This window comes from Kordia algicida OT-1 (assembly GCF_000154725.1).
In the GTDB taxonomy this organism is placed as follows: domain Bacteria; phylum Bacteroidota; class Bacteroidia; order Flavobacteriales; family Flavobacteriaceae; genus Kordia; species Kordia algicida.
This window is the reverse complement of sequence record NZ_DS544873.1, coordinates 1,322,417-1,335,907: the sequence shown is the minus strand read 5'-3', so window position 1 is coordinate 1,335,907 and position 13,491 is coordinate 1,322,417. Positions and strand designations below refer to the sequence as shown.

The 13,491-nt window shown below is 33.5% G+C and carries 11 protein-coding genes; 5 read left to right on the top strand and 6 right to left on the bottom strand.

What is annotated here, in order from left to right:
- Nucleotides 1-154: 154 nt before the first annotated feature.
- Entirely contained in the window at nt 155-2,152 is a 1,998-nt protein-coding gene (locus KAOT1_RS05605) for an alpha-ketoacid dehydrogenase subunit alpha/beta (protein ID WP_157560286.1), read from the top strand.
- Between the two features lie 370 nt (nt 2,153-2,522).
- A complete protein-coding gene (locus KAOT1_RS05600; RefSeq protein ID WP_040559343.1) occupies nt 2,523-3,836 on the top strand; it encodes an alpha/beta fold hydrolase in 1,314 nt (437 codons plus the stop codon).
- Between the two features lie 397 nt (nt 3,837-4,233).
- Here the strand turns inward: KAOT1_RS05600 and KAOT1_RS05595 are convergent, their stop codons facing one another.
- Both KAOT1_RS05595 and KAOT1_RS05590 read right to left on the bottom strand, forming a co-directional pair.
- Complete coding sequence (locus KAOT1_RS05595; RefSeq protein ID WP_007093760.1) at nt 4,234-4,599, bottom strand: hypothetical protein; 366 nt, start codon at nt 4,597-4,599, stop codon at nt 4,234-4,236.
- Nucleotides 4,600-4,649: 50 nt separating this feature from the next.
- Complete coding sequence (locus tag KAOT1_RS05590) at nt 4,650-7,157, bottom strand: T9SS type A sorting domain-containing protein (RefSeq protein WP_007093759.1); 2,508 nt, start codon at nt 7,155-7,157, stop codon at nt 4,650-4,652.
- 206 nt (nt 7,158-7,363) lie between these two features.
- On the opposite strand from KAOT1_RS05590, the gene KAOT1_RS05585 reads away from it, so the two are divergent.
- Nucleotides 7,364-7,999 carry a peroxiredoxin-like family protein gene (locus tag KAOT1_RS05585; protein WP_007093758.1) on the top strand — a complete coding sequence of 212 codons (636 nt, stop codon included), beginning with the start codon at nt 7,364-7,366 and terminating at the stop codon, nt 7,997-7,999.
- Nucleotides 8,000-8,099: 100 nt separating this feature from the next.
- Here the strand turns inward: KAOT1_RS05585 and KAOT1_RS05580 are convergent, their stop codons facing one another.
- From KAOT1_RS05580 to KAOT1_RS05570, 3 genes are all read right to left on the bottom strand, one after another.
- Entirely contained in the window at nt 8,100-9,056 is a 957-nt protein-coding gene (locus KAOT1_RS05580) for a M23 family metallopeptidase (RefSeq protein ID WP_007093757.1), read from the bottom strand.
- A gap of 94 nt (nt 9,057-9,150) precedes the next feature.
- Entirely contained in the window at nt 9,151-10,473 is a 1,323-nt protein-coding gene (locus tag KAOT1_RS21910; RefSeq protein ID WP_007093756.1) for a M23/M56 family metallopeptidase, read from the bottom strand.
- Nucleotides 10,466-10,849 carry a BlaI/MecI/CopY family transcriptional regulator gene (locus tag KAOT1_RS05570; protein WP_007093755.1) on the bottom strand — a complete coding sequence of 128 codons (384 nt, stop codon included), beginning with the start codon at nt 10,847-10,849 and terminating at the stop codon, nt 10,466-10,468. The genes KAOT1_RS21910 and KAOT1_RS05570 overlap by 8 nt, the downstream gene beginning before the upstream one ends.
- A gap of 155 nt (nt 10,850-11,004) precedes the next feature.
- Between KAOT1_RS05570 and KAOT1_RS05565 the strand changes: the two genes are divergently transcribed.
- Nucleotides 11,005-11,253, top strand: a complete 249-nt coding sequence (locus KAOT1_RS05565; RefSeq protein WP_007093754.1) for a hypothetical protein — start codon at nt 11,005-11,007, stop codon at nt 11,251-11,253.
- 52 nt (nt 11,254-11,305) lie between these two features.
- On the opposite strand, the gene KAOT1_RS21905 is transcribed toward KAOT1_RS05565, so the two are convergent.
- The gene (locus KAOT1_RS21905; RefSeq protein ID WP_007093753.1) at nt 11,306-12,475 is read right to left on the bottom strand and encodes a M50 family metallopeptidase; all 1,170 of its coding nucleotides are present in this window, start codon (nt 12,473-12,475) and stop codon (nt 11,306-11,308) included.
- A gap of 170 nt (nt 12,476-12,645) precedes the next feature.
- On the opposite strand from KAOT1_RS21905, the gene KAOT1_RS23180 reads away from it, so the two are divergent.
- Nucleotides 12,646-13,491 (top strand): hypothetical protein (locus KAOT1_RS23180; RefSeq protein ID WP_007093752.1); only part of this gene is annotated, 846 nt, incomplete at its 3' end.

The window sequence follows — 13,491 nt, the reverse complement described above, 5'->3', positions numbered from 1 at the left end:
TTTATAACCGTTGAAGGCTTGTTTTTACAAATGTAGCTAAAAATATACGGTTGAAAAAAGAGAGTTATTAACAATTTTAAAAATTATGGCATTGTGTTTTGATGAACCGTTTTTTTTCTTGATTTTTGAATATAGTTTTAAAGTAAACCAATCAATGCCAACTACAGAAGAATCCATGTTATATAAAAAAGGAAATTTGACCAACGATACGTTGATCTCGCTATATAAGAAAATGCTGAAACCTAGAATGATAGAGGAGAAGATGCTGATACTTCTACGTCAGGGAAAAATTTCAAAATGGTTTGGCGGAATTGGGCAAGAAGCCATCGCCGTTGGTGTGACTTCTGCACTTACGAAGGATGAATATGTGCTTCCAATGCATCGTAATTTGGGAGTTTTTACAACGCGTGAAATTCCATTATATCGCTTGTTTTCGCAATGGCAAGGAAAAGCGAATGGTTTTACAAACGGACGTGATCGTAGTTTTCACTTTGGGACACAAGAATTTAATATTGTTGGAATGATTTCGCATTTAGGTCCGCAACTTGGTGTGGCAAGCGGAATTGCTTTGGCAAATAAATTAAAAGAAAATAAACATGCATGTGCAGTATTTACAGGTGAAGGCGGAACAAGTGAAGGAGATTTTCATGAAGCTTTAAATGTGGCTTCTGTATGGAGTTTACCTGTGTTGTTCTGTATTGAAAATAATGGCTACGGATTGTCTACACCAACTTCAGAACAATATAATTGCGAACATTTGGCTGATAGAGGCAAAGGTTACGGAATGGAATCGCATGTAATTGATGGAAATAATATTTTGGAAGTGTATACGAAAGTATCTGAATTGGCAGATAGTATTCGTGAAAATCCAAGACCAATTTTACTAGAGTTCAAAACATTTCGCATGCGCGGACATGAAGAAGCTAGTGGAACAAAGTATGTTCCGAAAGAGTTAATGGATCGTTGGGCAGCAAAAGATCCGATTGATATGTATCGTAATTTTTTAATGTTTGAAGGTTTGTTAACGACTCAAATTGATGAAGTTTTTAGAAAAGAAATTTCTACTGAAATCAACGAAAACTTACAACGCGCTTTTGATGAAGATAAAATAACTTCGACTAAAAGTAAAGAATTAAATGATGTGTATCAAGATTCAGTATATAAAGAAGTTAACCCAAATGAAAAAAAAGAAAATATTCGTTTTGTAGATGCCGTTTCGGAAGGATTGAAACAGTCGATGGAGAAACATGATGACTTGATAATCATGGGACAAGATGTTGCAGAATATGGTGGTGTTTTTAAGATTACGAACGAATTTATAAATCATTTTGGAAAAGAACGTGTTCGCAATACGCCAATTTGTGAATCAGCAATTGTTTCTGCGGCATACGGACTTTCTGTAAACGGAATGAAAGCAGTGATGGAAATGCAGTTTGCTGATTTTGTATCAAGCGGATTCAATCCGATTGTAAATTTATTAGCAAAATCTCACTATCGCTGGAATCAAAATGCAGATGTTGTAGTTAGAATGCCTTGTGGTGCAGGTGTTGGCGCTGGTCCTTTTCATTCACAAACAAATGAAGCTTGGTTTACCAAAACACCTGGGTTAAAAGTAGTGTATCCTGCTTTTCCGTATGATGCGAAAGGTTTGTTGACTTCTGCAATTAATGATCCGAATCCTGTATTATTTTTTGAACACAAAGCGTTGTATAGAAGCATTTATCAAGATGTTCCTACAGATTATTACACGTTGCCATTAGGGAAAGCTTCTTTGCTAAAAGAAGGAACTGATATTACAATTATTACGTATGGTTCAGCTGTACATTGGGCATTGGATACGTTAGCTAAAAATCCTGAGATTACTGCAGATTTGATTGATTTACGTTCGTTGCAACCGTTAGACACAGAAGCAATTTATACTTCTGTAAAGAAAACAGGAAAAGCGATTATTTTACAAGAAGATTCACTCTTTGGGAGTATTTCAAGTGATATTTCTGCCATGATTATGGAGAATTGTTTTGAGTATTTGGATGGACCTGTAAAACGTGTGGCAAGTATGGAAACGCCAATTCCGTTCGATCAAGGTTTGGAACAACAGTATTTACCGAAAAATGAGTTTGAAGCAGCTTTAAAAGAGGTTTTGGAGTATTAACTCGCTTCGCTCTTAGAATGTTGGAGCGCTTCGCTGTTAGTATTTTAGTAGAGCTTTACTCTTGGATTCGCTTCGCTCAATTCAAGGATTTAAAAATTTAATGATTCAAGGCTGTTTCGATTTTAAGTTTTGATACAAAAGAATAATGTTCTTTTATGAATACACTTCAATCTTCAACTATAAAATTAGACTTTGAAAACTTTGGGTTTAGAATGTTAAAGTGTTTCGCTGTTAGCACTTTAGTAACGTCTTACTTTCAGATTCGCTTCATAACGTCATTCTGAACGTGACTTAGAATCACACATAAAGCCTGCTATTTTCTGGAATTAGACTTTTTTTAAAATATAAATAATCAACTTAAATATACCTAATGAAAAATTTTCTCATTAAGCTTTTCATGCTATTGTGTTGCAGTTTTTATGTACATGCTCAAGAATTAAAATCAGAATACTACACGTATATTACACAAGGTACAGATGTTTCTGCTCACATAAATAAACCTTATAAATTATCCGCCAATATTAGAAAAGAAGTTTTCAATGGAAATGAAAAGGTGTATTTATTCATGAATTTAATAGATGCTTCAAAGGAAGGTGGAATATTACACTCCAAAAACAGTCATAATCAACTCGTAAGTGAAGAATGGCAAACTATTACGATTGAAGGCATGATAGAGCCTACTGCAAAAACGCTTGCATTCGGATTGATGTGTATAAATAATGGGAAATTTTTCTTTGATGATTTTAAATTAGAAGTTCAAAATAAAGATGGAACATGGGAAAAACTACAACTTCAAAATCCTGATTTTGAAGAAAATCGCGATAATAGTAATGCTATTTGGGAAAATCAATCGTATCAATCAAATAGAAACTTTACAGCAGTTATAACCAAAGAAAAATCTAATAATGATAACTATTGTCTTTTAGTAGAAGGTAAAGACGTTTACGGACAAAATGATGATAAAGGAGGTTTTGTAAATGTTAATGGCGTAAAACTCTATTATGAAATTTATGGTAAAGGCAAACCATTGTTGCTATTGCACGGAGCAGGACAGTCGATAAGTGCATTTCGAAGTCAAATAGATTTCTTTTCAAAACATTATAAAGTAATTGCGCTTGATAGTAGAGGTAGAGGAAGATCAACGGATAATGATGATGAACTAACGTATGTAAACCAAGCAAAAGATGTACACGACTTTTTAGAGAAATTAAAGTTAGATACTGTATCGATTATTGGTTGGAGTGACGGCGGTATTATCGGATTGATTGTAGCTATGAAATATCCTGAAAAGGTAGAAAAATTAATTGCCATGGCGGCAAATATTCATCCAAATGGCTTATTGCCTGAACGATTACAATTACATAAGAAAAATATAGAAAGGCTTGAAAAAGATGAAAAAGAGAAAGACACTTTTGACTATAAACTTTTGAAACAGCTCGTATATTATCCACAATTAAAATTTGATGATCTTAGAAGTATTACTTCACCAACATTAATAATGGCAGGAGATCATGATCTTATACAAGATATGCACACCATAAAAATTTTTCAAGCCATTCCTAATGCAAACCTAGCTATATTTCCAGGTGAAACTCACTGGTTTCCTGAAGATAACTCAAAATTATTCAATACGACAGTATTTGATTTTTTACAGAAAGAATTCAAAAAGCCAAATAGATATTAAGCTATCTTAAGTTACTTAAATAACGTGAGTTCGACGTAAGAATTTTAGTTTGAAGCTTTTCTTTTCCGCAGTATAGCAGGAGTTTTTCGTTAAAAATTTTCGAAACCTTGGAGAAAATTTAGAAAAACTCATGCGGTTTTAGTTTTTCCATAAAAGGAAAACTAAAAATACCTCTGGAAAAGTTCCCTTTCTTTTGTTTCTTTTCTTTGGGTAAGCAAAGAAAACGAAAATAAAACCCTAAAAATGAATCATATAGCAGAATTATTTCTAAAATTACTAATAAATATAAATTGATTGATTTATATCGAACTGACGTTAAATAGTTATAAACACAAAAAATCCTGACGTGCCCTTACGTCAGGATTTTGCATATTTAGTAGTAAATAGTGCGAACGAATCATCTTCGTGTCACTGTTTCTTCTTCAAAAGAGGAAATTTTTATTTTTCTACTTTTAGTATTGATTTTGTAATGCACCATTACTTTTTCTGCAGAAGCATTACAATTATCTAATAAAGTATAATTGCCTTCTTTTATTGCAGCATGTAAAGCTACTTTGTTTGCTGTTGTCTTTTTTGAGAGATAATGATTGACCTTCATACAACGATTGGAATCGTAAACAATAACACTGTCAATCGTTAAATTGACAGTGTCATCTAGTGTTATCTCAAAAAGATAGTTAGTGTACGGCGTTGCTGATTTGATACCTTGTACAATGGTTTGTTTTTTAGAAGCTATCAGCTTAATACCTTCATTACAAGCCATTATATTGAGTGTTAGTATGCACAATATCAATAATATCAAAAACCGTTTCATTAATTAACAACAATTTTCTTTGTAAGTGTTTTTCCGTCATTTGAGATTTTTACTAAGTATAAACCTTTGGAAAAACCTGTTAGATTTATTTTTTCTTCAATAGAAGTTGTGTTTATTTCTTTTACTACAGAACCGATCAAGTTGTACACCAAGATATTTGTATCGCCAGATAAGTTGTTGAGTGTGATTGTAAAGCTTTTGTTTACTGTTGGATTCGGATAGATGCTTACTGCATTGGAAGCTAATTGATTGTCTTCTACAGATAGTGCAGCCTCATCTACAGGAACTTCCCAAACACCACGACCATAGGTAGCCGCTCTTAACATGTTTGTCGCATAGTGAATTTCAATATCATTCACGATTACATTTGGTAATCCTTGTCCTAATTTGAGCCAATCACCAATGGTATCATTTCTATAATATACACCTAAATCTGTTGCTAAAAACAATTCGTTTGTCATACTTCCTGTTCTGTATAATATTTTGTGTGTTGGAATATTTGGTAAACTTCCTGTGATATCTGTCCAAGAAAAACCACTATTGGTAGATCGGTAAACTTTCCCAGCCAAATATCCTGAATAAGCAATGTAAACTTCTGCAGGATTTGTAGGATGTACTTCAATACTTTTTACGTTTCCAGCTTGTGGTAAATTGATTGGTGTCCATGAAGTTCCACCATTATTTGTTCTACGCATTGTGCCACTTTGTCCCGAAACGTAAATAACATCTGCATCAGAAGGCGAGATTGAGATAAATTCAATAGTTCCTGCACCAGAGTTTAGATTAGTCCAACTTGTACCACGATTTGTGGATCTGTAAATATCATTAAAACCTCCAAAAATTGTTGTTGGTACTGTTGGATGAATTTCCAATTCCCAAACAAATGGTGCGCCAAAAGGCGTATTTACAAATTGAGAACTTGCAAAACCATTGGTGGTTCTAAACATCGCTCCAGCTTGACTACATGTCCAAGCAATATCACTGTTAGAGTAATCCCATAAACCTTCAACACCATCGCTTCCAGGGTTTCTTCCAATCCAGTCGTTTCCATCATATTGTCCAATATCGTTGTCTTGCGCACCTGCAATTAGTAAATTTGCATTTTGTGGCGTTCCTGAAACATTATAGTATTGTGTAATGGCAATTCCTGAAGATAAATCTGCCCAAGCATTGTCTAATTGTGCATTTCCCATAAAAATTCCTCCATCATTTACAGAAATAGCTGTGTTTGTTCCAGGGACAAATTTCATATCGTGATGATCGGAATGTACGTAGAAATAAGGGTTTCCAGCAGTCCAATATCCATCAAGGTATTTTTCCCAAGTTTGTCCGCCATCTGTTGAACGCCATCCATCAACGCCGCCAGCCAAGACTAAGTTTTCATTTATAGGAGAAATTGCTAACGTAATGTTGTATCCGCCTTGTGAACTAAATCCGCCAATACTTGAAATTTGTGTCCAAGTTGATCCATCATCTGTTGATCTACGGATTCTTCCGCCAGAATCGATACTTAAAATCATATTAGCATTTGCATCAGTAAGTGCTATGTCCATACGATTGAATGTCGGACTTGACACTTGTGCCCAAGTTGTGCCATTGTCCGTTGATCTGTAAAAACGTCCTGTTCTCGAAGTTGCGAAAAGAATCGTATTGCTTCCAGATTTGTATTCAATATCATTAAAAATAGCTCCATTTTGTGTAAAAACATCTACCCAAGTTGTTCCGCCATCTGTTGTTCTTTTGATGTTGTTTCGTGTGGTAGCAAAAACTGTATCAGGATTGTTAGGGTCAATTAAAAGTTTGCTGATGATGTCGTTTTGACCTAAGTTAAATACAAGTCCAGTTGTGTTCCAAGTTGTACCGCCATCTGTTGTTTTTAAAACACCAACAGATCTATTTTGCAATCCATCTGCATCACCTGTAGCGGCATATACAGTATTTGTATTTGTAGGATTTATAACGATGTCAGAAACGCCCATGTTTGGGAATTCATCTCCTTGGGCTGTCCAATTTGCCCCGCCATCAGTCGTTTTCCAAACGCCTCCGCCTGGCGCACCAACGTACATTGTATTGGTATCATTTCCAACAAAAGCAACTGCGTTTAAACGTCCCATTCCTGGGTAAAACCCAATGTTTGATACTGGAAATGTTGTCGGTCCTAATAAAGACCAGTTTACCGAAGCAACACTTTCACCATTTGCAATTGCATCTGCATGTCGTGCGCGTTCTGAAGTCCAAAGATTTGCGGTATGTGCAGCCGACATAAAACGTCCGTTTGGCAACACACGATCTCTCCAGAAAGCTGCCCAACGCTCAAACTGTTTAACTTTCTTTTTACTTCTTCGATCTGTATTTTCTCGGATTGGAGCTAAAACTTGATTTTCCTGTTCAACAATTTCAAAATAGTTGCTGTTTTCGTCAAGAGTCGCTGTTCGCCAGTTTTGTGCTTGCGCGGAAAATCCAAGTAATAAGACTCCAGCAAGCGTTAAACGTAGTTTCTTTTTCATGCGAATTTTTTAGTTTACGGTTGGTTAACGATTTCTTTCGATTAAAACAAGCTAATTATAAAACACCCTACTTTTTAACACCAAATAGTTAGAACATCTCTTTTTTCACAGAATATATACTATTGATTTTTAGTTATTTGTGAATTATTTTAGGAATTTTGTAATTTTTCTACTTTTTCTCTGTCTAAAGCATAAAAATATACATAATGAGTTTAACAACAGAGTTAAAAGAATTTGCAGACGCAAGTGCAAAAAGACATCCTAAAGAAGTACAAATAATTATGAAGAAAGCAATTGATGATTTGGTTGCTTCTCAAATGATCGCACAAGCTTTTAAAACAGGCGATTCAATTCCTGAGATTACACTAAAAAATGCTTTAGGAAATAACGTAAGCATTCAAGATATTTTAAAAGAACATAAAGTAATTATTGCATTTTATCGCGGAAATTGGTGTCCGTATTGTAATATTCAGTTGCGTGCTTTACAACAAGCAGTTCCAGCGTTTGAAGCCAAAGGAGCAAAGCTAGTTGTAATTAGTCCAGAAACGCCAGATAATTCGTTGTCAACAAAAGAAAAGAATGAACTAACTTTTGAAGTATTGTCTGATATAGACATGAACATCGCACGCAGTATGAATTTGGTCTACAAATTACCGCCAGATTTACAGGAATTATATAAGAAATTCGGAATTGATTTAGATGCAAGTCAGGGAAATGAACATCAGGAATTACCAATTGCCGCTACGTATATTGTAGAACAAGATGGAACAATTTCGTATCACTTTTTAGAAGAAGATTATAAATTAAGAGCAGATCCGAAAGAGATTTTGGAAGCGTTGTAAATATTATAAATTAGCCAAAATAGCGCTGTTTGAAAACAAAATTTTAGTCAAATTAAAACGACATTTTTTTATTTTCAGACATCGCTATTTTTTATGTTTTTTATTGATTCACAATAATTTTTTGTCCAATTCGCAACGTAGACGTTCTCCTGAGCGCATTGTCTTTACACAAAGTTGCGATGGAAACATTGTATTTATTGGAAATTCTCGACAACGTATCTCCACGACGAACTGTATATATCTTTTTTTCATTGGCTTTGCTTGCAATGGCTTCTTCTTCCGTAGTGCACAATTCTACTTTTGATTTACGTTTCGAGTTGTGTCTGTAAGCTGCTGTCCATCTTTTAGTTACCCAAATTTCGTCGTTTCGCACTAGATTGTTTTCATCAGAAAAATCAAATAAATATTCTGGATGAATTGGAATTCCTTGAAATCTAATTTCTAAATGTAAATGACTTCCGCGTGCGTTTCCTGTAGTGCCGCCACGACCAATTACTTGTCCTTTTTTTACCGTATCGTTTACTTTTACCGATTGACGCGATAAGTGTGCATACACAGTTTCCAATCCATTAAAATGGCGAACAACGACCGTTTTTCCATGTCCGGAATGTCTATTTACATAGCGAACTACACCATCAAACATAGACATGACTTTATCGCCTGTAATCAAATCAATATCAATTCCGTTGTGCGCTCTGCGGTTTCTCCAACCATAACGCGAAGTCACCACTTTTTTTCGTGGAATTGGTGATGCGTACGTACTGTCGTCAAACTTAATTTGTAGCGGATATTGTTTCTTTACTTTTTTATACGGATTAAATACTTTGGTATTCCAATGTTCGGCAATCCAATCTTTTTTAAGACTTTTTTCTGTCGTTTTTAACGTTTTTATAATTTGCAATGCATTTGAAACAATCGGAAGATTTGTGTTAATGTCGTATGTTTCAATTTGAATTTTAGCTCCAATTTCCTTTTCAATGGCTAAACTGTCTTTCGTCTGACTGTGCGCATAACTGCTTAAAAAGCATGCGAAAACGATCAAATAAAATGATTTCATGTGGTAGTACTTCAATTTTAGTTTTATGTAATAATGTTTAGGGTTGCCTTAATAACGCAATCTTTGGCAAATAATTGTATCTATATTTTTTGGTTTATTCTGTAATGTATTTTACTGGATTTAAGCGCTTTCCGTGTTGATGCACTTCGTAATGTAAATGTGGCGCGGTAGATAATCCTGTGTTGCCAACATAGCCAATAATGTCACCTTTTTTGACAGTTTTACGATATACCGTGTTGAATCCTTTTAAATGTGCATACCAAGTTTCAAAACCGTTTGCGTGTGAAATAACGATTAAATTTCCCCAATTTCCTTCGTTTTTTGCTTTAACGATTACGCCATCTGCCGTAGCGACCACAGGTGTTCCAAGTTTGGCTTTAATGTCAATTCCGTTATGTGCCGTTTTATTTTTTAACTTCGGATGTTTTCTCACAACACCAAATTTGGAAGAAATATTTTTTAAGGTTCCGTTTTGCACGGGAAATAACGAAGGTGTTCCATTTGTTGAAATTGCAATCGGCAACATTTCTTTCGGAACAAAGGTCGTTTCTGGAGTCCTGAATGCCATAAATGCAAGTGCAATTGCTGGAATTAATAATAAATATAGGAGTTTTGAGTGTTTCTTTGATGGTAATTTGGTCATCATTTCTATTCGTTTTTTGAGTGTTGGATGAGAAAAATAATTGTAAATAGGATTGGTGTTTTTTGGTTCAAGACTCCTTAAGAGTAACTCTAAATAAGCTGATTTCTTTACTTTTTGCTGTAAAACAAACGCATCTGCTTGAAATTCATGGATTGCTTTTAACGATTTTCGATAGGAATAGGCGAGTGGATGAAACCAACAAATAGCAATGAATAGTTCTGCGAAAACAACATCTATAGAATGTAGTTTTTTGATATGCGCTTTTTCGTGCGTGATGATTAATTCGTCAATTGAAGTATGCGATTTCGGAATGAAAATCCATTGAAAATAAGAGAATATCTCTGAAACATCCGTTTTATAAAGCGTTGTATTGTTTGATGAAAATTTTTCTGAATGTTTTTTGAGTTGAAATAATTTATAGGTCGTTCGGACAAATCTTGATAGAAATACGAGAACACCAATTACATAAAGGGAAAAGACCAAGGAAACGTAATTTATGTTCGCTTCCGCAGAAACGGTTAGTTTTTCAGAGAAGCTTTCTATTTTTGTAAATTCTGAAAGATTTTCAATCAACGGAATTTTATAGGAAAAATGGGCTATCTGCGGAAACAACACGTTGCTAAATGGCAATAGGAACGACAATGGAACAATAAGCAACAGCAAACCACGATTGAAGTTATGAAAGGTAAATCTGCTGAAAAGCCAATTATATAAAAGATAAAATCCGCCAAAAATCAAACTGACTTGTAATAAGTAAAAAAGAAAACTATTCATCTTTCGCTTTTAGCATTTTAATTTTTTCTTCTAATAAGGTTTTCATTTGCTCCATTTCGGTCAAATTGAGCGTATCACTTTCCGCAAAAAAAGAAGCAAACGTACTGGTAGAACCGTTAAAAAAGCTTCCGATAACTTGTTTCATATGCTGTGAAAAATAACGTTCTTTAGAAACCGCAGGTTCATACTGACGAATCTTGCCGTAGGTTTCAAAATTCAAGAACTTTTTTTTGACCAACACGCGCACAACTGTAGAAATAGTTGTGTATGCGGGTTTTGGTTCAGGAAATTGTGCTACAATATCTTTTAGAAATGCTTTGTTGAGTTTCCATACATATTGCATGACTTGTTCTTCTGCTTTTGTCAATTCATTCATGTTGCAAATATAGCAGAATATTTTAATTATGACTATAAAAATAGTCGTAAAACTATTTTTATAGTCAATAAATGTAAAAATACTTACAAATAGGTATGTTTTACAAAAGCATAACTATCTACATTTGAATCAGTTATTAATATAAAAATAAAATTATGGTAGAATTAACATTTGAATCGGTAAATGCAGAAATTGAAGCATTAGACTTAGATCAACTTGAAAATAACATGCAAGTTGAAGCTAAGGGTGACATGGCAAGAGCAAAAGCAATACCTAATGTTTGTGTAATTTGGAATAGTATAGGTGTCATTATTAAGCTTATTGCTAAAATTCCATTCCTTCCTTCAAAATGGCGTAGAGCTTTAAAATTATTGATTACGACGATGGATGGTATTTGTGGATAATACTACTACTTTGTTCTTTATATAGTTCGTGTCAAGTTGATGCGAACTATACTTATATATGAAGATTAACTTCCTCAATATATTCCTGAATTTTATGTGTTTCAGGATCTAATTTAAATGCTTTTTCATAGAATTGAAGTGCTTTTAAGTAGTCTTTTTTGTAGAAATGATACAAACCAAGATTCCGATATGCGTAGCCATTTTCAGGATCTAATTCGAGTGACTTTTCAATATCTTTTAAACCTTCTTCCAATTGACCTAACTTTAGTTTGGAAAACCCACGATTGTTCCAACCAAAAGCATATTTTTTGTCTAAAGCAATTACTTTATCTAAATCTTCAATAGCTTCCGTGTGTTTGTCTATCAAACCATAATAGTACCCGCGATTATTCAGAATTGTTACATCATTTTCAAAACTTTTAAGTGCCTTGGTACACAAGTCAATCGATTTTTCATATGCTGTAAAATGACCATAAATTATTCCTGCATTTATATAATCAGCAACTTCAAACGAATCAAGAAATTTTTCAGTAAATTCTTCTTGATATTTTTTTGCTTTATCATATTTTTTAATCATCAAATTTGAATAAATAATCAATCGATAAAAAACCTCATGATCGTTTCTACTAGCAAGCACTTCTTCTAGGGTTTCTGCGGCTTTTTCATATTCTTTATTGTTGAAATAATGTACACTTTCTTCGTATTTTTTGTGTGCATTTCGGTATTTAAACATGTTCACTAATTGCATTCCATCGTTGTTGGTAATTGTGCCATCATGCAGCTCAATTGCATCTCTGTTTGGGAAAATATTATTTAAAAAATCGAGGATACAGGAAAAAGTCAGTGCGAAAAGAATCAAGGTTGTCACATCATTAAAATCTCCGTAATGCATTATTAAAATGGTGATTCCCGCAACAATTAAAGAAAGTAGTGGTCCAGAAATTGTAACAATAAAGTTTGTCGTTAAAGAAATTTCTTTTGTATGCATGACACACAATCCACCACGCCAATAAAACAAATTGAATTTGAAATAGCATTCCAAACGCCCAATTTTAAAGTGTATGGATTTTTCAGGGTTTCCATGCGACCCCATGTATACAGAAACTTTGTCTTTTGTGAGTAATAATGCAGGAATCGCATGTCCCAACTCATGAATTACGGTCGTCAGCAACCGAAACGTCAATAAAGACAGCATAAAAATAAGCGCAACAGTAGGTGGCATGTAGTGGATTTCTGTTTTTGTAAAGTTATGGGAAATTTTGGAATAGTATTTCCCTCTACAGAATACATGTTGATAAATCACTAATAAACTTATCTAGCCTGTAGTAAAATACATTTTTTAATTAAATATATTTAATCACTTATAATAAAAATTTACTTAAAACTTAATGAATGGCAATAACAATAAATATTAGTGACGAATATAAAATTAAAAAAGAAAATGTTGGAGTCTTTGAAACTTCTCTTTTTAAAGAAGTTTATACTAAAGCCACCAAAGCGGTTGTAGAAATCATCAGTTATTCAAATACAGAAGATTCTAAAAGTATTAGTGCGAATGATTATAATAATGTAATTGCATTCGCAGGAGAGCGTGGAACTGGGAAAAGTTCATCTATGATATCTTTTGTAGATGCACTAGTAAATGAAAAAAACAAGTCATTTTTCAATAATTACAAAGAACTTAAATTAATAAATTGTGCCTCTTTGGATATTGTTGATCCGTCATTATTTAGAGATAAAGATACTTTATTGGAAATTGTGATTTCCAAAATGTTTGCAAAATTTCAGTATGAACTAAAACAGAAAGATTCTAATTTAAGTGAAGATGATAAAAGGGAATTAATTAAGAGGTTTCAAAAAGTATTTGATAATCTAAAAACATTAAATAGCGAGAAGTCATCTGTGTACAGTGGTGAAACTATTGAATTATTGAGTGCTCTAGCTTATGGTACAAATCTAAAAATCACATTTAACAAATTAGTAAAGAAATATTTAGAATGTATTTATGGCTTTTCAAAAACAAAAGAGACCAAAAACTTTCTTATTGTACCCATAGATGATTTTGACTTAAATATATCTAATGCTTACGAAATGCTAGAGGATTTACGTCAGTTTTTAATTCAAGATAATATAATAGTATGTGTTGCTTGTAAGGTTGAGCAATTAAATGATGCTGTGGAACAAAAAATTAGAAAAGAATTTAAGGTGATGATTCATAAAGATATGAAGTTGCTTTCT